This window comes from Allobosea sp., from assembly GCF_017308075.1.
GTDB lineage: Bacteria > Pseudomonadota > Alphaproteobacteria > Rhizobiales > Beijerinckiaceae > Allobosea.
Map to the genome: position 1 here is coordinate 43,020 of NZ_JAFKFX010000035.1, position 21,475 is coordinate 64,494.

20 protein-coding genes are annotated in these 21,475 nt (G+C 66.4%); 9 read left to right on the forward strand and 11 right to left on the reverse strand.

Annotated elements, in window-relative coordinates; genetic code table 11:
• Positions 1–34: 34 nt before the first annotated feature.
• A complete protein-coding gene (locus J0J10_RS17525; protein WP_291647801.1) occupies positions 35–997 on the reverse strand; it encodes a LysR family transcriptional regulator in 963 nt (320 codons plus the stop codon).
• A gap of 190 nt (positions 998–1,187) precedes the next feature.
• Here J0J10_RS17525 and J0J10_RS17530 point away from each other — a divergent pair, with 190 nt between their 5' ends.
• From J0J10_RS17530 to J0J10_RS17550, 5 genes are all read left to right on the forward strand, one after another.
• Positions 1,188–2,168: an MBL fold metallo-hydrolase gene (locus J0J10_RS17530; protein ID WP_465247220.1), complete on the forward strand. Its 981-nt coding sequence runs from the start codon at positions 1,188–1,190 to the stop codon at positions 2,166–2,168.
• A gap of 291 nt (positions 2,169–2,459) precedes the next feature.
• Positions 2,460–3,755, forward strand: a complete 1,296-nt coding sequence (locus J0J10_RS17535) for a TackOD1 domain-containing metal-binding protein (protein WP_291647803.1) — start codon at positions 2,460–2,462, stop codon at positions 3,753–3,755.
• 2 nt (positions 3,756–3,757) lie between these two features.
• Positions 3,758–5,050, forward strand: a complete 1,293-nt coding sequence (locus tag J0J10_RS17540) for a glycosyltransferase family 2 protein (RefSeq protein WP_291647805.1) — start codon at positions 3,758–3,760, stop codon at positions 5,048–5,050.
• A gap of 4 nt (positions 5,051–5,054) precedes the next feature.
• On the forward strand, positions 5,055–6,065 hold the full coding sequence (locus tag J0J10_RS17545) for an HlyD family secretion protein (RefSeq protein ID WP_291647807.1): 1,011 nt from the start codon (positions 5,055–5,057) through the stop codon (positions 6,063–6,065).
• Positions 6,066–6,217: 152 nt separating this feature from the next.
• Positions 6,218–7,306, forward strand: coding sequence for a mandelate racemase/muconate lactonizing enzyme family protein (locus tag J0J10_RS17550; protein ID WP_291647809.1), 1,089 nt, complete (start codon positions 6,218–6,220; stop codon positions 7,304–7,306).
• Positions 7,307–7,312: 6 nt separating this feature from the next.
• On the opposite strand, the gene J0J10_RS17555 is transcribed toward J0J10_RS17550, so the two are convergent.
• Entirely contained in the window at positions 7,313–7,714 is a 402-nt protein-coding gene (locus tag J0J10_RS17555) for a winged helix-turn-helix transcriptional regulator (RefSeq protein ID WP_291647810.1), read from the reverse strand.
• 99 nt (positions 7,715–7,813) lie between these two features.
• Here J0J10_RS17555 and J0J10_RS17560 point away from each other — a divergent pair, with 99 nt between their 5' ends.
• Positions 7,814–8,803, forward strand: coding sequence for an NADPH:quinone reductase (locus J0J10_RS17560; RefSeq protein WP_291647813.1), 990 nt, complete (start codon positions 7,814–7,816; stop codon positions 8,801–8,803).
• On the opposite strand, the gene J0J10_RS17565 is transcribed toward J0J10_RS17560, so the two are convergent.
• From J0J10_RS17565 to J0J10_RS17605, 9 genes are all read right to left on the reverse strand, one after another.
• Complete coding sequence (locus J0J10_RS17565; protein ID WP_291647815.1) at positions 8,800–10,695, reverse strand: bifunctional sugar phosphate isomerase/epimerase/4-hydroxyphenylpyruvate dioxygenase family protein; 1,896 nt, start codon at positions 10,693–10,695, stop codon at positions 8,800–8,802. The genes J0J10_RS17560 and J0J10_RS17565 overlap by 4 nt on opposite strands.
• A 169-nt stretch (positions 10,696–10,864) precedes the next feature.
• Positions 10,865–11,602, reverse strand: coding sequence for an ABC transporter ATP-binding protein (locus tag J0J10_RS17570; RefSeq protein ID WP_291647816.1), 738 nt, complete (start codon positions 11,600–11,602; stop codon positions 10,865–10,867).
• Positions 11,603–11,612: 10 nt separating this feature from the next.
• Entirely contained in the window at positions 11,613–12,356 is a 744-nt protein-coding gene (locus J0J10_RS17575; RefSeq protein WP_291647818.1) for an ABC transporter ATP-binding protein, read from the reverse strand.
• Positions 12,353–13,384 carry a branched-chain amino acid ABC transporter permease gene (locus tag J0J10_RS17580; protein ID WP_291647820.1) on the reverse strand — a complete coding sequence of 344 codons (1,032 nt, stop codon included), beginning with the start codon at positions 13,382–13,384 and terminating at the stop codon, positions 12,353–12,355. The genes J0J10_RS17575 and J0J10_RS17580 overlap by 4 nt, the downstream gene beginning before the upstream one ends.
• Positions 13,381–14,259 (reverse strand): branched-chain amino acid ABC transporter permease, encoded by an 879-nt coding sequence (locus tag J0J10_RS17585; RefSeq protein ID WP_291647821.1) that lies wholly within the window; start codon positions 14,257–14,259, stop codon positions 13,381–13,383. Before J0J10_RS17585 ends, J0J10_RS17580 begins: the two co-directional genes overlap by 4 nt.
• A gap of 161 nt (positions 14,260–14,420) precedes the next feature.
• Positions 14,421–15,557: an ABC transporter substrate-binding protein gene (locus J0J10_RS17590; RefSeq protein ID WP_291639497.1), complete on the reverse strand. Its 1,137-nt coding sequence runs from the start codon at positions 15,555–15,557 to the stop codon at positions 14,421–14,423.
• Between the two features lie 60 nt (positions 15,558–15,617).
• Positions 15,618–16,499 carry a shikimate dehydrogenase gene (locus J0J10_RS17595; protein WP_291647823.1) on the reverse strand — a complete coding sequence of 294 codons (882 nt, stop codon included), beginning with the start codon at positions 16,497–16,499 and terminating at the stop codon, positions 15,618–15,620.
• A 110-nt stretch (positions 16,500–16,609) separates the two neighbouring features.
• Positions 16,610–17,542, reverse strand: a complete 933-nt coding sequence (locus tag J0J10_RS17600) for a LysR family transcriptional regulator (RefSeq protein ID WP_291647825.1) — start codon at positions 17,540–17,542, stop codon at positions 16,610–16,612.
• A gap of 245 nt (positions 17,543–17,787) precedes the next feature.
• A complete protein-coding gene (locus J0J10_RS17605; protein ID WP_291639503.1) occupies positions 17,788–18,474 on the reverse strand; it encodes a GntR family transcriptional regulator in 687 nt (228 codons plus the stop codon).
• A 316-nt stretch (positions 18,475–18,790) separates the two neighbouring features.
• Between J0J10_RS17605 and J0J10_RS17610 the strand changes: the two genes are divergently transcribed.
• The 3 genes from J0J10_RS17610 to J0J10_RS17620 all read left to right on the forward strand — a co-directional run bounded on the left by J0J10_RS17610 (position 18,791) and on the right by J0J10_RS17620 (position 21,467).
• A complete protein-coding gene (locus tag J0J10_RS17610) occupies positions 18,791–19,783 on the forward strand; it encodes a 4-hydroxythreonine-4-phosphate dehydrogenase PdxA (RefSeq protein WP_291647957.1) in 993 nt (330 codons plus the stop codon).
• A gap of 64 nt (positions 19,784–19,847) precedes the next feature.
• Entirely contained in the window at positions 19,848–20,840 is a 993-nt protein-coding gene (locus tag J0J10_RS17615; RefSeq protein WP_291639505.1) for a Bug family tripartite tricarboxylate transporter substrate binding protein, read from the forward strand.
• Positions 20,841–20,978: 138 nt separating this feature from the next.
• Positions 20,979–21,467: a tripartite tricarboxylate transporter TctB family protein gene (locus tag J0J10_RS17620; protein ID WP_291647827.1), complete on the forward strand. Its 489-nt coding sequence runs from the start codon at positions 20,979–20,981 to the stop codon at positions 21,465–21,467.
• Positions 21,468–21,475: the final 8 nt, after the last annotated feature.

Sequence of the window (21,475 nt, forward strand, 5' to 3'; positions counted from 1 at the left end):
CTCGCACGAAGGCCTGTCAAAGAAGAAATCCCGATCAGCCATATAAGGCCGGCCGATCGCCGTCCTCGCCCAGCGTCGCGGCCCAGCTTTCGTCGGTGACGAGGCCGCGCAGGATATCCCAGGAGAGCTGGCCGATGGCTCGCGCCGCCGCCGGCATCGGCCGCTCGGTCGAATAGGCGAGATGGACCTTGCGATAGAGCGAAGGCTGCTCGATCGGCCAGGTCCGGAAGATGCCGGCCTTCTCCTGGGCCCTCACGGCCATGCGCGGCAGGATGCCATAGCCGAGCCCACGTTCCGCCAGCCGCTTGATCTGCGCATAGGATTCGATCTCGACGGCGGCATGGACCGTGGCGTTGATGTCGGCCGCCGCCTCGTCGATCTGGTCGCGCAGGCCATGGCCCGGTCCCGGCAGGATCAGGTCGAGCCCCACCGCCTCGGCCAGCGTCACCGGCTTGCCGGGCGCGGCTCCGAGCGCGGTCAGTCCCGGCACGGCGAACAGGCAGAGCTCCTCGGTCAGGACATGATGGATGCCGAGGCCCTTCGGGTCCGAGGTCGAGTAGATCACGGCGAGATCGACCTCGCCCTTGCGCAGCCAGTCGAGCACGAAGCCGCTCATCGCCTCGGCGATCCGGATGCGCACCGCCGGGTAGCGCTCCTTCGCCGCCTCGATCAGCGGCACGCTGAACTGTTCGCTGACCGTCCCCGGCAGTCCGATGCGGACCTCGCCGGCCGGCGCGACCGTCTCGCCGCGCACGCAATCGCGCAAGCCGGCGAACTCGGCGAGGATGGTGCGGGCCCGTTCCAGCAGGCGCTCGCCGGCCTCGGTCGCCACCACGCCACGCGTCCCGCGGTGCAGGAGAGCCACGCCGAGCTCGTCCTCCATATGCCGCAGATGCTGGCTCAGGGCCGGCTGGGCCACACGCAGCTTGGTCGCAGCCTTCGAGAAAGAGCCCTGTTCGACAATGGCCGTGAAGTAGCGCAACTGGCGCAGATCCATCGTCGTTCCAGACCCTCCAACCCATCGGTGCCATCGGGCTGCCGGCGGCAGCTTTCGCTTATGCAGACTAGAGCGAAGGCTTATTGGCCGTCCACTGGGGGCGCGTGCAAGCTTCCGCAGCGGCAAAGGCCGGGCAGCGGGACAGACCCGGCGTCGCTCTCAACCCAGGAGGAACGCCATGTCGAAGCTCATCACATCGCCGACCAGCCGCCGCGGCTTCTTCTCGGGAGCGGCGGCGCTCGCCGTCGGTGCAAGCCTGCCGGCTGCCGGGCCAGTGCTGGCCAAGGCGCCGCTCGCGGGCAGCCAGGCGCCGTATTTCTACCGCTTCGCGCTGGGACAGGCCGAGGTCAGTGTCGTCTCGGACGGGCCGTTGCCGCTCGGCGATCCCGGCAGCAATTTCGCCGGCGTCTCCAAGGAGGAGGTCTACAAGATGCTGGAGACGAATTTCCTCCCCAAGGACAATGTCGTGCTCGAGCAGAACATCCCGATCGTCAATTTCGGCGACCGGCTGGTGATGTTCGACACCGGCATGGGCTTCTCGAAGGCGTTCGGGCCGACCACCGGGCGGCTGCTCAAGAGCATGCAGGAAGCCGGCATCAACCCCGGCGACATCGACGCCATCATCTGCAGTCATGCCCATATCGACCATATCGGCGGCATCTGCTCGGCCGAGGGCAAAGCCCATTTCCCCAACGCCCAGATCTATCTCAGCCAGACCGATTTCGATTTCTGGACCGATGAGAGCAAGCTCGGCTCGCCGCTCAAGGTCTTCATCGAGCATGCGCGCGCCAATCTCCTGCCGGTGCGCGACCGCATCGTCTTCTTCAAGGACGGACAGGAGTTCCTGCCCGGCGTGCAAGCCATCGCCGCGCCCGGCCACACCTTCGGCCATCACATCTTCTTGGTCTCCTCGGGCGGAAAATCCTTCGCCTTCCTCGGCGACCTCACCCACCATGCCGTGCTGCTGCTGGAGAAGCCGCTGATGGAGTTCGCCTATGACAGCGACCCCAAACAGGCGGCTCAGTCGCGGGTGAAGCTGCTCGGCATGCTGGCCGAGAGCAAGACGCCGGTGATGTCCTATCATTTCGCCTGGCCCGGCTTCGGCAATCTCGCCAGGGCCGGAGAAGGTTTCCGCTATTACCCGGCGCCGATGCAGATGCTGCGCGGCTGAGCCGCGTCCCGGACAGCCGCAAGGCCCCGGCCGGCCTGCTATGGCGGCGCGGCCACGATGTCAGGCTCCCGCGCCGAAAAAGGCGCGGGGCGGGTGCATCGCGCATTTGTGTGGCCATCCGGCGAGCCAGAACGGAGTAGCCCGTATGCTCTCCCAAGGTGCGGGCCTTTGCCGTTCTCGTATGGTTAAGATGTGTTACCAAATTTCTGAAAGCACTCGTTCGCGTCGCGTAGGGGGACGGTGGCCGGCCCGGCATGGCTGGCCTCGTCGCCTTCGGCATGGAGTATCGTCATGCTCATGGGGGTCGACGGATTTGCACTGACGCCGACCGCGAATTTCCTGGCCTACCCGAGGCTTCACGATGAATGCCGCTACCCGCCGGGCTGGAAGCTCGCGGGGCGCGGAGAGCCGATCGACGCGGTGGTTCTGACGGTCGCCGTCCCGGATCACGCGCTGCGCACCATCCTCGGCCATGTCGGCGATCCGCTGGTGCCGATCGTCAGCCTCGTTCCGGACGATCGTCAATGCATCGACGCGGCCGGGCAGGGCGAGCAATTTGCCTGGGAACGCGCCTATGCGATCCAGGCCCGGCTGCGCGAACTGCCGGTGAGCATCCGCCACAGCGCCGCGCCCGAGGACCTCCTGCTCGCCCGGGTCTATTCGCGGGGGCAGGGGCTGGCGCCGGTCCATGATCCCGGCTCGCGCGATCTGGTGCGCTACCCGGTCGCCGGACCGCTCGAGAACGTCTCGGAGCTGGCGGTGGGGCTCGACAACAAGGGCTATCTCACGCGCCGCTTCTTCGACCGTCTCTTCTGCTGTCCGCAATGCCGTTCGGCGCATCTCTCTGTGCGTGAGGAGTGCCATTCCTGCCGCTCCGCCAATATCAGCGAGGAGGTGGTCGTCCATCATTTCCAATGCGCGCATGAGGCACCGGAAACGCAGTTTCGCAGCCATGGCGGCTTCAAATGCCCGAAATGCGCCCGGCCCTTGCGTCATATCGGCCTCGATTACGACAAGCCCGGCTCGATCAGTCGCTGCGACGATTGCGGGGCGATCAACGACAAGCCCGCGGTCGGCTTCAAATGCATGGACTGCGGCGCTCATCACGCGCCGGATCAGGTTCCGGCGCGGACCTGGTATTCCTACAGCCTGACCGCAGCCGGCCAGCGCCGCCTGCTCCACGGCGCAGATCGTGCCGGCCTGCCTGCCGGCCCGGGAGCCGATCGCTTCCGTCTGCTGCTCGAGCATACGCGGAAGGAGCAGCGCGAGTTCGGCTCGCCCTTTCAGGTCGCGAACATCAGCTTCGCCAATCGCGATGCGATCGCGGCGCGGGATCTGCGACTCTGGGAGCAGAGCATGCAGCTCGTCGGCGATGCCCTGCACAGCGCATTGCGCGAGGTCGATGCGGTGCGCGAGCATGCCGAGGGCTTTCTGATCCTGATGCCGCGTACCGGACCGCACGATGCCGCCCGTGCCCTGCAGCAGGCCTCCGCCCGGATTCGCGACGTCCTGAAGGTCGACCCCGGCTTTCGCTTCACGCTGATAGAGGACGTCGCGATCGAGGGCCTCTTCAACCGGCGGGCCTGACCATGTTGGATCTGGGTGCCCCGTTCGTGATGCTCGGGCAGCTCGACTGGGCGACATGGCTCGCCATGTTCTGGTTCATGATCCTGCTGGAGGTGCCGCGCTACACGCTGTCGGGGATGGCGGTCTTCGCCGCGAGCTTCGCCAGGAAGCAGGAACCGACGCCCGCCGAACAGCGCTATCTCGACGGGTTGAAGCTGAGCGTCGTCATCGCCGGGCATAACGAGGCCGATGCGATCGAGCGCTGCCTGAAGTCACTCAGCGAGCAGACCCGCAAGATCGACGAGATCATCTTCATCGACGACGGGTCGACCGATGGGATGCGCGAGATCATCCACAAATACCGGCTTCGAGGCCAGATCGACATCGCGCTGTCCAACCAGGTCCGCAGCGGCAAGTCGGCCTCCTGCAATCTCGGCTTCTCGCTCGCCAAGGGCGACATCATCATCAATCTGGACGCTGACTGCTCCTATGACCGCGACGCGATCGCCAGGCTGATCGAGCCCTTCACTGATCCGCGCGTCGGAGCGGCTACCGGCTCGATCGGTGTGCGCAATTACGACTATTCCGCCGTCACCGGCTATCAGGCGATCGAATACATCGTCTCCATCGGCATGGGAAAGCGCGCCCTCGATACGATCGACATGGTCGTCTGCGCCTCCGGGGCCTTCGGAGCCTTCCGCCGTGAGGCGATCCATCAGGTCGGTCTGCTCGCCCCTGGCCCGGGTGAGGATTTCGACCTGACGCTGCGCCTGCGCCGCAGCGGCTGGAAGATCAGGTTCGCGGCGGATTCCTGGTGCTTCACCGACACGCCGGCGACCGTCGCCGCACTGGTGCGCCAGCGCCGCCGCTGGGATCGCGACACCCTGCGCACACGCATGCGCAAGTTCCGCGACACGTTCCGGGCCGGTCGCCGCAGGTTCCTGCTGCTGGAGACTTTCGAGCAATGCGAGTGGCTGGTGATGAACGGGCTCGTGACGCTGGTCTTCCCGATCTATGTCGGCTGGCTGTTCCTGTGCTTCGGCGTCGGCGCCCTGAACATCCTGATCGCGGTTGCCATCATCTATCTCGTCCTGGATGCCATCGGCTTCCTGATGGCGCTCGCGATCTGCCGTCGCTACAGCGCCGGGATGGTCTGGACGATCGCGCCCTACATCCTGACCTTCGGGCTCTACAACGGCGTCTTCATGCGCTGCGTGCGGCTGCACGCTTACGGGGAGGAATGGATCTATCGCGCCTCGTCACGCGATTCCTATTCGCCGTCACGCGTCTCCCACCAGGCTCACTGGAAGTCGTGAGGTCATGATCACTCAGCTGCGCGACCATGAGCGCGCCGACAAGTTCCTCAACGATGTGCGTGCCAACCAGAAGGCCAGGCGAAACTACGGGCGGTACATCTACATCGCCGCGGTGATCGCGACCTTCGCCTATCTCGGCAATGTGCTGTTCGGAAATCTGCTCTGGCTGCGAGCGGAAGGCCTGATCCTGTCCGATCACGTCATCGTCGCCTCGCCCTATTCCGTCCAGGTCACCAGGATGGCGGCGCAGCCGGGGCAGATGGTCAAGCAGGGCGATGTCCTGGCCCTCGTCAGTTCGCCGCAGATCATGGAGGCGATGGCGACGCTGACCTCGCGGGCGGCCGAGACGACGGCGCGGCAGGCCGAGCTTGCGATCAAGCTCGAGGTCGCCAATGCCGTGATGAAGACCGCCGAGGAACGGCTGAAGGAGACCGAGCAGCAATTGCGCAAGGTCAACACCTCCCGCGCCGGGCTCGGCTTCGTCTCCGACGCCTTTGCGGCGAATGTCCAGAAGGATCGCTATGCCGCCATGCAGGAGAAGGTCTCGCGCGAGGCCGAGCGCCGCGGCACGATCCAGCAGCTCGCCCAGCTCGATTTGTCGCTGGGCGAGGCCAGGGCTGCCCTGGAGCAGCTGCGCCGGAGTTATAATGACGGAGTCATCACTTCGCCCGCCGATGGCATCATCGGACCCAAAACGGCGGTTCAGGGCGATGTTTTGCGGCCTGGCGACAATCTCATGCAGCTTTATGTCGGCCACAAATACGCGCTGGTCTATCTGGAGACCGGGACGCTCTACGACGTCCGGGTCGGCGATCCCGTCCGGGTCGCCGACGGATTCAAGCAGGCGGATGGCACGATTTCCGAGATCCAGCCGATCACGGTGCCGCTTCCGGCGGAGTTCCAGCGGGCCTTTCGCCCGCCCTCGCGCGGCCAGGTCGCGAAGATCCGGCTCGAAGCCGAGGAGACCTTTCCAATGTCGTCGAAGGTCACGGTGAGCGGCCGGGCCTGGTGGTGATGCGCTTGCGCGGTCCGATGCGGCTCGGCCTCCCGTCCCGCGTCCTGGCGCCGGCCCGTATGCAGGCCGGCGCCTTCCGATGCGGCGGCGGCCTCCCTAGGCTTCCTCCCCAGGACGCCCGCAAGTCTCGGGCGCCGATCGAGGGAGGTTCCATGGCACGCATCAGCAAGGTCGAGGCGGGATTCTACCGCATCCCGCTCGAGGTCGCGGTCAGCGACAGCATGCATGGCGAGATGCTGGCCTTCGAGCTCAACACCCTCCGCATCACCGATGCCGACGGTGCGGTCGGTGTCGGCTACACCTATACCTGCGGCCGCAACGGTGCCGCGATCGATGCGATCCTGCGCCGCGAACTGCCGGAACTGCTGATCGGCGAGGATGCCGACCGCATCGAGCATCTCTGGAACAAGATCTGGTGGGCGCAGCATTATGGCGGCCGCGGCGGCCCGACCGTGCTCGCGCTCTCGGCGGCCGATATCGCCCTCTGGGATCTCAAGGGCGTGCGCCTCGGACAGCCGCTGTGGAAGCTGCTGGGCGGCAATGCCGACCGGGTCTCCTGCTATGCCGGCGGCATCGATCTCGACTACCCGCTGGAGAAGCTGCTGGCCCAGACCGACGGCAATCTGAAGAAGGGTTTCCGGGCGATCAAGATGAAGGTCGGCCGCAAGCGCCTCGCCGAGGATGTCGAGCGCGTCGCGGCGATGCGCAGCCATCTCGGCGACGGCTTCCCGCTGATGGTCGACGCCAACATGAAGTGGAGCGTCGACGAGGCGATCCGCGCCGCCCGCGCCTTCCAGCCCTATGAGCTGACCTGGCTGGAGGAGCCGATCATCCCCGACGACGTCGCGGGCCACGCCCGCATCGTCCGCGAGGGCGGTCTGCCGGTCGCGGCCGGCGAGAATCTGCGCACGCTCTGGGAGTTCAAGCAGCTCGTCGCCACCGGCGGCGTCACCTTCCCCGAGCCCGACGTCACCAATTGCGGCGGCGTCACCGCCTTCCAGAAGATCGTCCACCTCGCCGAGGCCTTCAACCTGCCGGTCACCTCGCACGGCGCGCATGACGTCACCGTGCACCTGCTGGCGGCCGCTCCCAACGGCGCCTTCCTCGAAGCGCACGGTTTTGGGCTGGACCGCTACATCGCCGAGCCCCTGCGCATCGAGGAAGGGCTCGCCATCGCCCCCTCGCGTCCGGGCCACGGCATCGCCTTCGACTGGCAGGGCCTGGAGGCGCTGCGGGCCTGACCCGGCTCAACAGGTCCGGGGCGGCTTGTCCGATCCGTCCATGCGCGCCTGGAAGGCCTCGCCCCAGGCGCGCATGCTCAGCAGCACCGGCTCGAGCGAGCGGCCGAACTCGGTGAGCTCGTATTCCACCTTCGGGGGCACTTCCGGATAGACGATCCGGCGCAGCACGCCGTCGTTTTCCAGCTCGCGCAACTGCAAGGTGATCATCCGCTGCGTCGCCCGCGGCGTCAGCCGGCAGAGCGCGTTGAAGCGCAGCTTGCCGCGCAGCAGATGGAAGAGCAGCACCGGCTTCCAGACGCCGCCGACGACCGAGAGTGTCGCCTCGACTCCGCAGCCGGTACGACCGGCCGGGCGCCGCCTCGGCCTTGTCTCCGCTTCTGTCGCCGGCGTCTCGATCTCGATCTTCATGCTTACATTCATGATAGTATATGCTTCTTTTGTACGTACTTGTGCAATCTGAGCTATGACGGCATTTGCCTGCTTTCGCAATTATGCAGGAGCACGGCGATGAAAGCGGCATGGTACGAGCGCAAGGGGCCGGCGAGCGCGGTCCTGCAACTGGGTGAGCGGCCCGATCCGGCGCCGGGACCGGGCGAGTTGCTGGTCAGGGTCCGTGCCAGCGGCATCAATCCGTCGGATTGGAAGGCGCGTGCCGGCTGGCTCGGCCGCGACAAGATGCCGTTCCCGCTGGTGATCCCGCATCAGGACGGCGCCGGCGAGGTCGTTGCCGTCGGCTCGCCCGAGCTGGAAAGCCGCATCGGCGAGCGTGTCTGGTTCTACGAGGCGGCGCTCGGCCGCCCCTTCGGCGGGGCGGCGGAGTATGTCGCCCTGCCGGCGCGGCAGGTCCAGCCGCTGCCGGACAGCGTCTCCTTCGAGGAGGGGGCCTGCCTCGGCGTGCCGGCGATGACGGCGCATCGTTGCGTTTTCGCCGACGGGCCGGTCGCCGGCAAGGTCGTCCTCGTCACCGGCGGTGCCGGCGCGGTCGGCCGCTATGCGATCCAGTTCGCCAAGCACGGCGGGGCGCGGGTGATCGCCACGGTCAGCCGCGAGGAGCAGGCGTGCTCGGCCAGGGCGGCGGGCGCCGATCTCGTGCTCAACCGCCTGAGCGACGACCTGTCCGCCGGTATCCGCGCCTTCACCGGCACGGAGCGCGGCGTTCATCGCGTCGTCGACGTGGCCTTCGGCGCCAATCTCGAGGTGACGATGCAGGTGCTGGCGCCGCGGGGTGTGGTCGCGACCTACGCCTCCGACGCGATCCCGGAGCCGGCCCTGCCGTTCTGGCCGCTGATCACGCTCGACGCGACGATCCGCTGCGTGCTCGTCTATGTCATGGACGAGGCGGCGCATGACGCGGCCGCCGCCGCGATCGGCGAGGGGCTGCGCCAGGGCTGGCTCAGCCATGATGTGGCGGTACGCTTCCCGCTGGAGCGCATCGCCGAGGCCCATGAGCTGCTCGAAAGCGGCCGCGTAGTCGGCAAGGTGGTGCTGACGAGCTAATCCTCTCGCAGGGGGCGGGGCACGGTCACCGGCCGTGCCTCGCGCGCCTGGGCGGCGAGCCGGACCGGCGCGTTGACCGCGCCGAAGCCCGAATAGCCGTCGCGGCGCTCGACGATCTCGAAGAAGAAGCGCTGCGCGAAGACGTGCGTATAGACCTGCAGGAACTCGGCCTCGCCATCGCGGTCGTAGAGGATGTGGTGCTCGCGCAGGCGGTCGAGGAAGGCGGGATCGAGGTCGTAGCGGGCTTCGAGGTCGTCGTAATAGTTCTCGGGAATGTCGAGGAAGGATAGGCCCGCCTCGCGCATCGCCGTCACCGCCGCGAAGATGTCCGGCGCCGAGAAGGCGATGTGCTGGACGCCGGAGCCGAAATGCTCCGAGACGAAGCGCGACGACAGGGTCCGCGTCGCCTGCGAGCCGTTGAGGATGAAGCGCAGGCTGCCATCCGCATTGACCAGCGGCCGGCTCTCGACGAGGCCGGCGGGGTCGGCGATGGCGAGCTGCGGAATCCGCTCCAACGCGAACAGCGAGGTATAGAACAGCAGCCAGGACAGCATCTCGTCATAGTCCATCGACTGCGAGATATGGTCGACGCCGCTAAGCAGGGCAGGGCGGTCGCTGTCGTTCTCGACCGGCAGGAAGTCGTTCTCCCAGCTCTGCGAGCGCTCGCCCTTCGGCTCGGTGAAGTAGATCAGGCTGCCGCCGACGCCGCGGATCGCCGGGATTTCCATCTCGCCGGGGCCGACCCGCTGCTCGAATGTCGGCACCTTCAGCGCTCGCGCCCGCGCCATCGTCGCCTCGACATCGGCGACCCGTAGCGCCAGCGCGCAGACGCCCGGACCATGCATGATCGCATGCGATTGGGCGAAGCCGTCCTTCTCGGTGTTGATGATCAGGTTGACGCCGCCCTGGCTCCAGCGGGTCACCGCCTTGCTGCGATGCGTCCCGCTCTGGTGGAATCCGAGGGCGGTGAAGAGCGCGGCGAGTTCATGCGCCGGCTCCTCGTCGAGCGCGAATTCGATGAACTCGACAGCGAGGCAGGGCGAGCGGTCTGGCATCTCGGCCCTGGCGGGCGCCTCCAGCCGGGCGACCTTGTCGCCGAGTTGGATCAGCGAACGCAGCCCGTCGGTGGCGAGGCGCTTGGTCGATCCCGCGCGGAACTGGTCGTTGAAGATCTCCAGCGAGAGCGGACCGGAATAGCCGGTCGCCGCGACAGCTCTGACGAAGCCGGCGACGTCGAGGTCGCCCTGGCCGGGAAAGTTGCGGAAATGCCGGCTCCAGCTCAGCACGTCCATGTCGAGCTTCGGCGCATCGGCGAGCTGGACCAGGAAGATCCGGTCGCCCGGTATGCTGGCGATCGGTTCCAGCGGGGAGCATCGGGCCAGGGTGTGGAAGGAATCGAGGATCAGGCCGATGCGCTCATGATTGGCGCGGCGCACGATCTCCCAGGCATCGCGATAGTCGTTGACGTGCCGGCCCCAGGCCAGCGCCTCATAGCCGACCCTGACGCCGTGCTTTCTCGCGAGTTCGCCGAGCTCGGCGAAATCGGCGGCGGCCCGGTCGATGCCGCCCAGGGATTGCGGCGAGACGTTCGAGCAGATCAGCATCAGCTCGGCGCCGAGTTCGTTCATCACCTCGAACTTGCGGCCGGCACGCGCGAAGGTCCGGGCTCGCAGCGGCTCCGGCATGCCCTCGAAATCGCGGAAGGGCTGGAATGCGTAGATCTTCAGGCCGAGGTCGGCGACCATCCGCCCGACATCGCGCGGTCCGCCATCGAAACTCAGGAAGTCGTTCTCGAAGACCTCGATGCCGTCGAAGCCGGCGGCGGCGATCGCCGTCAGCTTCTCGGCGAGGTCGCCGCTGATCGAGACCGTGGCGATCGAGGTCGGGTTCATGACTGTCCTCAGCTGGTCGAAAATGAAACCCTCATCCTGAGGAGCGATCCCATCGGGATCGCGTCTCGAAGGATGCTCCAGATCGTGGCTCCGGTGCCCCTCGCGATCATCCTTCGAGACGCCGCTGCGCGGCTCCTCAGGATGAGAGGTGAGGAGGGCCAGGGCATCGTCATGCCGCGTCCGTCATCGCGCCGCCGAGGAAGAGCTGGCCGACGCGGGGATCGGCGAGGATCTCGGCGGCCGGGCCCTGCATCCTGGTCTGGCCGAGTTCGAGCACGAGGCCTTCGTCGGAGATTTCCAGCGCCGAGCGTGCGTTCTGCTCGACCATCAGGATGGTGACGCCTTTCGCCCGCAGGTCCTTCAGGATGCCGAAGGTCTCTTGCACCATCATCGGCGAAAGCCCGATCGAGGGCTCGTCAATCAGCACGAGCTGCGGATCGAGCAGCAGGCCGCGGACGATTTCGAGCTGCTTCTGCTCGCCGCCCGAAAGGGTCGAGGCCTGTTGGTCGGCCTTGCGTCTCAGTGCCGGAAAGCGGTCGAGCGCCGCCTCTAGCCGCTTCGGCATATCGGTGATGCCAGCGCCCGCCGCGACGCTGCCGAGCTCGATATTGTGGCGCACCGAGAGCTCGGGGAAGATGTTGCGGCCCTGCGGGACATAGCAGATCCCGGCTTCCAGCAGCTTGCGCTGGTTCCAGTTGGTGATGTCGCGGCCATCGAGCCGGATATGGCCCTCGCGGACCTTGAGCAGGCCGAAGATCGCCTTGAACACGGTCGACTTGCCGGCGCCGTTCGGGCCGATCACGGTGGTGATCGCGGCGCGACGGACCTTGAAGCTCGTGCCGTTGAGGATGGTCATGGCGCCGTAGCCGCCGACCACGCCGTCGAGTTCGAGGATGGGGGTGGTCATGGATCGCTCCTCAATGCCCCAGATAGGCTTCGATCACCGCCGGATTGGCCCTGACCTCGGCCGGCGTGCCTTCCGCCAGCACCTTGCCTTCGGCCAGCACGAGGACGCGCGTGCACAGCGACATCACGAAATCCATGTTGTGCTCGATGACCACGAAGGTGGAGCCCTGCTCGGCATTGATGGCCCGCAGGCGCTCCTTCAGGTCGCCGAGCATGGTCAGGTTGACCCCACCGGCCGGCTCGTCGAGCAGCACCAGCCGCGGCCCGGCCATGAAGGCCATGGCGGCGTCGAGCAGCTTCTGCTGGCCATAAGAGAGTCCGCCGGCCTTGGCGTCGATCAGATGGCCGAGCTTGAAGAAGCTGATCATCCTGTCGGCGGCCTCGCCGAGTCCGGCATCGCGGGCGCCGAAGAAGCGCGACAGCATCGAGCCCTGATGCTCCTGCCCGGCGAGAATCAGGTTCTCGCGCACGGTGAGCTCGGGGAAGACCTGCAGCAGCTGGAAGGTGCGGCTGACGCCGAGCCGATTGAGCTCGGAGGGGCGCATATTGGTGACCTCGCGGCCGTCGAGCTTCACTGAGCCCTCGGTTGGCTCGAGCTGGCCGAGGATGCAGTTGAACAGGGTCGACTTGCCGCAGCCATTGGGGCCGATAATGCCGAGGATCTCGCCTTCATTGACCGAGAACGAGACCCCGTTCACCGCCTTGATGCCGCCGAAGGCCTTGTGGAGGTTGGTGACTTCCAGCACCTGGCTCATCGGCCGCCTCCCGCCTTGTTCTTGCCGGTGATCCAGGCCCAGCCGCGTTCGATCAGCCCGCTCATCCCCTGCGGGCAGGCGATCAGGAGCAGCATGACGATGGCGGCGAAGATGATCAGGTAGAGCGAGCCGGCAAAGCGCAGCCATTCCGGTAGCACGACGCCGAGCAGCGCGCCGATGAACGGTCCGAGCAGATAGCCGGCGCCGCCCGCCACCACCATCAGCAGCAGGAAAAAGCTCTGCGACAGCGAGAAGGGCGAGGGGTCGATGAACTCGACCAGCGGGGCGTAGAGCGCGCCGGCGAAGCCGGCATAGGCCGAGCCGATCGCGAAGGCGAGCAGCGTGTACATCCGCGTGTCGATGCCGAGGCTCGCCGCCCGGATCGGGTTCTCACGCAGCGCCGTGAAGGCCCGGCCCCAGGGTGAGCGGATCATCCACCAGAGCAGAACGGCGAGGAGGAAGGTCACCACCACCACGAAGCGATGGAAGGCGAGCGCCCCGTCGAGCTTGAAGCCGAACAGCGAGGGCCGCGGGATGTTGGATAGGCCGAAGACGCCGCCGGTCAGCCATTGCTCGTTGCGCATCACCAGCCAGACCAGCGTCGAGAAGGCGAGCGTCACGAAGGCGAGGTAGTGCGCCTTGACCCTGAGCGCCGGGAAGCCGAGCAAGAGGCCGACCGCGAAGGTTGCGATGCCGGAGATCGCGAAGGCGGCATACCAGGAGATGCCGGTCTTGGTGGTCAGGAGCGCGGTGATATAGGCGCCGATGCCCATGAAGGCGGCCTGCGCCAGCGATTTCAGGCCGGCATAGCCGAGCGTCAGATTGAGCCCCATCACGGCGATTGCCATCACCAGCCAGAGCGAGAGCACATAGGTGCCGTAGCGGCCCATGCCGGAGGGGGCGAACCAGAGGATGACGGCGCCGAGGGCGAGGGTGATCAGCGTGCCGTCGGCGAAACCGCCGAGGGTAGGCGCGCGGGCGGGCGTGGTCCGCAGGCCGGCGCTGCCCTTGGTCGCGGGCGCGGTCATACGCGGCGCTCCTCTCTGCGGCCCATCAGGCCTTCCGGCTTGAGCAGGATGATGATGATCAGCAGGACGAGCGGCACGGCGAGCTTGTACTGGCTGGAGAAGTAGCCGGCCGCGAGGCTGTCGACGATGCCGACGATCAGTCCGCCGACCAGCGCCCCGCGCACCTGGTTGAAGCCGCCGACGATCGCCGCGATGAAGGCAAACAGGCCGATCACCTCGCCATTCGAGAATTTTGCCAGATAGATCGGGGAGATCAGCACCGAGGCGACGACGGCGAGCGCCGCATTGATCACGAAGGTCAAAAGCACCATGCGCTCGACGGGTATGCCGAGGATACGTGCCACCGTCGGGTTCTGCGCCGTCGCCTGCATCTGGCGACCGAGCCTCGTGCCGCCGACGAACCATTGCAGCGCGCCGATCACGGCGAAGGCGACGGCGATGATGGCGAGGTGCTGCAGCGAGATCGCCGCGCCGAAGATAGAGAGCGTGTCGGTCGGCACGAAGGAGGGGAAGTTCTGGGCCTCGGCCGAGAAGCCGTCCTTGGCGCCTTCCTTCATGATGATCGAGAGCGCCATGGTGGCGATGGCGAGCGGCAGCACGCCATGACGGATCATCGGGTCGACCACGGCGATCTTGAAGCCGACGCCGAAGATCAGGATGAAGGCCGCGATGCCGATGATCGCAGCGAGCCAGATCGGCGCGCCGAACAGCTTGATCGCGAGCAGGACCAGCACCGCCGGCAGCATCACGAACTCGCCCTGGGCGAAGTTGATGGTCTGCGAGGTCTGCCAGACCAGAGTGAAGCCGATGGCGGCGAGGGCGTAGATCGCGCCCGTGGCGACGCCGGCGATGAGATAGGCGATGAATTCGGCCATGGCGGTGTTCTCGCTCGGTTCGTTGAGCGTTGCGTTCGATCTGCTCGCGTCATCCCGGCCGCAGCGCAGGGGAGCGCCGGGATCCATGCAGCGGTGCCGCCCCTCGACGGATCCCGGGTCGAGCATTGCTCGCCCGGGATGACGCCGAGGGGGAGCCGGTCCTACGGGTTGATCTTCGGCAGCGTCGCCGTGATCACCTGCTTGCCGTCCTTGACCTCGGCGAGGAAGCTCTCGCGATCGAGATCGCCGTTCTTCTCGATGGTGGTCTCCATCAGGATGCCGGGCTCTTCCGAGGGCTTGATCGTGGCGCCGCGCAGCGTGTCGGCGAGGCCCTTCTTGTCGAATTTCTTCTGCTTCTCGGTCGCCCACTTGATCATGTAGACGCCCATATAGCCCTTCATGCCGTTATGGTCGGAAGCGTAGTTGTACTTGGCCTGGAACTTCTTGCCGAATTCCTGGAAGGCCGGGATCGGCGCGTCGATCGACAGGCCGACATGGCCCTTGGCGCCGTTGGCGGCCTCGCCGGCGAGCTCGATCACCTTGGCGCCGAGCAGCGTCGTCTCGCCGACCATCGGCTTGTTGACGCCCTGCTGCTTGGCGGCGCGCAGGAAGCGGGCGCTCTCCTCCTCGTTGAGATAGACGAAGACCGCGTCGGCATTGGCGTTCTTGATCTTGATCGCGTCGGCCGAGAAATCGGCCTGGCCCTGCTCGGTCGAGACGTCGGCGGCGACCTTGATTCCGGCCTTCTCGAGTTCGGGGATGATCGCGTCGCGGCCGCCCTTGCCGAAGTCGTTGTTGACCCAGACCACGGCGACCGAGCCGGCCTTGACGGTGTCCTTGAGATATTTGGCGATCTTCGGCATCGCCGCCGCCTGGCTGAGCGAGGTCCGGAACAGATACTGGTTGCCCTGCTTGGTCAGGCCGGCGGCCTCGCCGCCGACGATCTGGGCGATCTCGGCGCGCTGGGCGATCTGCATGGAGGCGCCGATCGGGCCGGAGAAGACCGGGCCGAGCACGGCATATGTGCCTTCGTCGATGGCGCGCTGCACAGCGGCGCGGGTGTTTCCGGGATTGGTCTGGGTATCGTAATGGATGATCTCGATCTGCTTGCCGAGCAGGCCGCCCTTGGCGTTGATCTCGGCGACGGCGAGGTCGATTCCGTTCTTGAAATTGGTGCCGGCCGTGGCGCCCGCGCCCGAGAGCTCGACGACGTTGATCAGCTTGACCTTGTCCTGCGCCGAGGCGGGCAGGGCGATGCCGGCGCTGAGCGCGGCGGCGATGATCCAATGCGATTTCATGGTCTGTACCTCCTCCGATAGCTTCGTTTCTTGTCGCCCCGGTCGTGCCGGACCGTCTTCTTATGCCGCATGCTCGCCGGCGCGCTCCGCCATCGCGGCGTCGAACGCACTGCTCATTGCGCTTTCCGACGCTTCGGCGCCGGTGAACAGCGCGAAGGCGTCGAGTGCCTGGTGGATGGCGAGCTCGCGTCCGCTCATCACCGTCGCGCCAATGCTTTGCGCAGCCTTCATGAGCGGTGTCCAGAGCGGATGGTAGACGGAATCGGCGACCCATTGCGATGCTCGTAGAACGCCGGCCGGCAGCGGCATTTCGCGGTTCGGCGCCATGCCGAGCGGCGTGCCGTTGACGATGCCGGCGGCGCCTTCCGCGGCCGCAGCCGCGCTGGCCGGGATCTCGATTCGGGCGCGGCCGGCGAGCATCTGCGCCAGGGCCTCGCATTTGCCGCGGTCGATGTCGTAGAGCCGCAAGGTCCCGACGCCGCCGCCGGCCAGCGCGAAGGCGATCGCCTTGCCGACACCGCCGGCGCCGATGATCGCGACCGGCCTGTCGCCGTCATTCCGGCCGAGCTTGCGATAGGCCGTGGCGAAGCCGCTGGCATCGGTGTTGTGCCCGGTGAGCCGGCCATCGGCGACGGTGATGGTGTTGACCGCCCCCATCGCCGCAGCCTCCGGCGAAAGCGCGTCGAGCAGCGGCACGACCGCCTCCTTGTAGGGGTAGGTGACGTTGATGCCGGAGAAGCCGAGCCGGCGCACGCCCTCGAGCATGGCGGCGAGGTCGTCGCGTTGCGCACCTTCGACCTCGATCAGGTGGTAATGCGCCGCGAAGCCGGCGGCGCGCGCCGCCGCCTCCTGCATCGCCGGCGTCGCCGAATGGGCGATCGGATAGCCGATCAGCCCGAGCAGGACCCGCTTGGCTTTCCTGGCGTTGACGCTTGCCGGCATGTCCGTCCCTTCCCGGCGCGCCCGTCTTGGCAGGCTGCGCGCTGACGAAAGATAAGCTGAACGAGCGCCCTAACGCGATAACCAATCCATCGCATCTACCTAACGCGATGTTATCTTTTGGGCGGAGACGAGGCTGCGCCATGCCCTTGCGACACCACCACCGCAGTCATCTCCTCGCGCAGCAGCTTGACGAAGCTGTCGGCATAGAGGGAAGGGGCCTTGTCCTTCTTGACCGCGACATAGGTCTGGAACTGGGTCGGTTCCTCGATCGGGATCGCCGCGATCCCCGGCATTGCGCCATGCGCGACGGTGAACTGGTCGATGATCGCGATGCCGAGCCCGGCCTTGACCAGCGCGCAGACGGTGGTGCCGAAGCGCGCCTTGATCGCCATTTCGAAGCTGAGCCCGCTGCGCACGAAGATCTCGCTCATGATCCGGCCGTAAGGGTCGTTCGGGTCGATGCCGATCAGCGGGTGCGCGACGATCTCGCTGGCCGAGACGCTGGTGCGCTCGGCGAGCGCATGGCTTTCAGGCACGATGCAGAACAGTTCGCCCATCGCCAGCGGGATGAAGTCGAGGCCCGGATGGTCGAGCCGGTAGCTCATCGCCGCGATCTCGCCCTTGCCGAGCAAGAGATAGTCGAGCGCTTCCTCGATCTTGAGGATGTTGATCTCGATGCGCAGGTCTGGATGCTTGCGCTTCAGGCGTTCGATCGCCCGTGGCACCATGACGTTGCAGATGCTCGGCACCGAGCCGAGCCGTAGCTCGACGCCGTCGCCGCGCTCGATCCGTGCCAGGGTGTAGTGGAGGTCGTCGACCTTCTGGTAGACGCCGTTGATCTGCTCGAAGATGTCGTTGGCCTCAGGCGTCGGCATATAGCGTCCGTGCCGGCGCTCGAACAGCTTGAGGCGAAAGGTTCGCTCGGTGTGCTTCATCAGCCGGCTGATGCCGGGGGCCGAGACGTTGAGCAGTTTCGCCGCGCCGGCGATCGTGCCGGTGATCATGATGGCCCGGATCACCTCGATCTGGCGCAGCGTCAGCATGGCCCGCGCTTCCTCCCGCTCGCCTTCCTGCTGCCAGCGGAGGCGAGGGCGAAAGGACTGTCAAGGCGCGCAGCCTCAGGCGCAGACTGAGCAGGTCGCTTCCTCTTGCGGAGCGGCTTCGCCCTGCGCGGTGCTGGCCGGTCCGGCTGTCGCCTGAAGCCCGATCTCGCTGCTGTGAGTGCCGATGTTAAGGCATCGGGCCCGAGGGTTCGGCTCCGGTCCCGGGAAGGAAGTCCGGCGCCGGTTCAGAGGACGTCCCAGACCCGCAGCCGCGTCGAGTCCATGTGCAGGCGGATGACCTCGGTCAGCGCCTCGGCATCGCGCTTTTCCAGCGCCTCGATCATCGCCTCGTGCTCGGCGACGGCTCCGGCCCATTTGTCCGGCCCCTCATTGCCGATGAAGCGCAGCCGCTTGATCCGGGCCTGGAGGGTGCCGTGCATTTCCATCAGCACGTCATTGCCGGACGCGGCCACGATCGCGGAATGGATCGCCTGGTTGAGCTTGAAATATTCGAGCCGGTTCCGGACGCGATATTGTTCCATCATCGCATCGTGCAGAGCCCGGATCGCCGCGATCGTCTCGTCCGAGGCGTTCTCGCAGGCCGTGCGTCCGCCGAGCTGCTCGAGATTCTTCAGCACTTCGAGGATGTTGCGCATATCGGTCGAGCTGAATTTGCGAACGATCGCGCCCTTGGCCGGCTGGATCTCGACCAGGCCTTCGCTGGCCAGCGTCTTGATCGCCTCGCGCAGCGGTGTGCGCGAAACGCCGAGCTGTGCCCCGATCAGCCCTTCATTGATGCGCTGCCCCGGCGCGAGGGTGCCCTCGATGATCATGTCGCGCATGCGCTCGAGCACCTCGTCGTGCAAGGTCCGGCGCTGAATGCGCGGATAGGCTTCCGACGCTTCGCTCAACGTCCCGACTCCGCTCGTCATCGACGCTCCTTCTCAATCGTCCTGTACCGCATGGCGTTTTCGCCATGTCAACGCGGCCTCCGCTCGGCATGGCCGGTCCTGCGGCGCCCAGGTCATGGAAACTTGTGGAAACGCCAGCTTCCGGACAGAGGGGCGCCCGGTCGGAGGTACCTTTCCAGACGCATCTTATGTCACATTGATTATGCTGCATACAGAATACTTGCCTAGCCATTGGGCGCATGTTAGGCCCATGCCAGATTGCCGGCCTATGACCGGATTACGGGAGGATTCCTTGGAAACTGAGGCGAAGAACGCCCTGCCGGTTATTGCGGTCGCCATGGGCGATCCGTCCGGCATCAGCCCCGAGCTCACTGCGCGCATTCTCGCCGAGCCCGATCTGCGCTCCGCCGCGCGTTACGTGGTTTTCGGTGATTTCCGCCTTTTCCAGCTCGGCGCTGCCGATGCCGGGCTGACGCCCGATCTGCATGTGGTCAAGGAAGGCGACGCGCTGCCGGCCGCTGCCGGCAAGCCGGTCTTCGTCGATCTGGCCAACCATGATCCGGCCGATCTCCAGCGCGGCAAGGCGACGCTCGCCGGCGGCAAGGCGGCGACCGATAATTTCCGCCGGGCCTTGCAGCTCGCCGCTGCCGGCAAGGCCGATGCGGTGTTCTTCACGCCCTTCAACAAGGCGGCGATGCGCTTCGCCTATCCGGGCTATGACGACGAGATCCGCTTCGTGCGCGATGCGATCGCCTTCGAAGGCCCGGCGAGCGAGTTCAACGTGCTCGACAAGCTCTGGAACTGCCGGGTCACCTCGCATATCCCGCTGTCGGAGGTCGCGAAGAACATCACCCAGGAGCGCATCCTGCGGGCGCTCGACCTCGCCGACAAGAATCTGCGCGCCGCGGGCTTCAATCCGCCGCGCATCGCGGTTGCTGGCATCAATCCGCATGCCGGCGACGGCGGCAATTTCGGCCGCGACGAGATCGACACGATCGAGCCGGCGGTGAAGGCGGCACAGGCCAAGGGCTACACGGTCGAGGGGCCGTTCCCGTCCGATACGGTGTTCCTGCGCGCCAAGAACGGCGATTTCGACGCCGTCCTGACGATGTATCACGACCAGGGCCAGATCGCGATGAAGCTGATGGGCTTCGATCGCGGCGTTACCCTGATCGGCGGGTTCCCGTTCCCGATCTGCACGCCGGCCCATGGCACGGCCTATGAGATCGCCGGCAAGGGTATCGCCAATCTCGGCGCTTGCCGGGCGGCATTGTCGCTGGCCATCAAGATGGCGAGCGAGGGAAGGGCGGCGCGCAAGACCGCGGCCTGAGGCAATTCCGGCAGGGCGGCCACATAAGAGCCGCCCGATCAGTTGAAGCAAGGGAGAGAACAGTATGAAGAAGTTCACGATCGCGGCGAGCTTCGTCGCCGCGTCCTTCGCGATGGCGATGCCGGCCCAGGCCTGGCAGCCGACCAAGCCGATCGAATTCGTCGTGGCCTCGGGGCCGGGCGGCGGCACCGACAACTTTGCGCGCATCATTCAGTCGATCATCACCAAGCACAAGCTGGTCGAGCAGCCGATCGTGGTGCTCAACAAGGGCGGTGGCAGCGGCGCCGAGGCCTTCATCTATGGCAAGGGCGGCAAGGGCGATGCCCACAAGGTCGTCTTCGGCACCAACAACGCCTATCTGCTGCCCTACGTCGCCAAGCTCGGCTACAAATTCTCCGATCTCACCCCGGTCGCCGCTCTGGCGCTCGACGAGTTCCTGATCTGGGTCAACGGCAATTCGCCCTATAACGATGCCAAGGCCTATATCGACGCGGTGAAGGCCAAGCCCGGCAGCTTCAAGATGGCCGGCAGCCAGTCCAAGGACACCGACCAGACGCTGACCGCGATGATCCAGGACGCCACCGGCGCCAAGTGGATCTATGTGCCCTTCCAGGGCGGCGGCGCGGCCGCGACCCAGCTCGCGGGCGGCCATGTCGACTCCAACACCAACAACCCGAACGAGAATATCGGCCAGTGGAAGGCCGGCCAGGTCAAGCCGCTCTGCGTCTTCTCGCCGGTGCGTCTCGCCAAGGGCGAGCCGGTCCACAACGGCAAGGGCTGGGGCGACATCCCGACCTGCAAGGAAGCCGGCCTGCCGCTCGAATCCTTCCAGATGCCGCGTACCGTCTGGCTGCCGGCCGAGGTTCCGGCCGATGCGGTCGGCTTCTATGCCGACGTCATGGAGAAGGTCAGCAAGACCCCTGAATGGGCCGAGTTCGTCGCCCGCACCGCGCAGACCGCCCGCTTCATGAAGGGCAAGGAACTGACCGACTTCGTCGCCAAGGACGAGGCGGCCAACGCCAAGGTCTTCAAGGACGAAGGCTGGGTCGTCAACTGACCTGCTGCTGACTGGGTGGCCCGCTGACCCAAGGCGCCAAGGCGTTTCGGCAGCCGGGTCGAGCCCGACAGATCTGAGGGAAGCGGGCCTTCGAGCCCGCTTCCCGTCGCAAAAATCACCAGGGATGGAAGGCTGCCGATGATCACCCGCTTCCAGGCCGAAATCGGGACAGCCCTGGCGACGCTCGCCTTCGGGCTGGTCATCGTCAACGGCGCGCGCGAATTCGGAATCGGCTGGGATTCCTCCGGTCCGCAGCCGGGCGCCTTCCCCTTCTATTGCGGCCTGCTCATCGCGCTCGCCAGTCTCGGGACGCTGGTATCCACGGTCGGTCGCAGGCTGGGTGGTTCGGCCGCGCTGGCCGACAGCTTCCTCGACCGCGAGCAGGCCAAGCGGGTCATCTCCTTCTTCCTGCCGATGCTCGCCTTCATCGTGCTCAGCGTGACGCTCGGCATGTATGTCGCGATGGTCCTCTATCTCGTCTTCGCGATGCGCTTCCAGGGGCGCTTCGGCTGGGTGCCGACGCTTGCGACCGCCTTCGGTACCGCCGCCTTCTTCTATTTCGGCCTCGAGAAATTCGCCCAGGTCTCCCTGCTCAAGGGGCCTGTCGAGACGATGCTCGGCCTCTGACCTTCGCG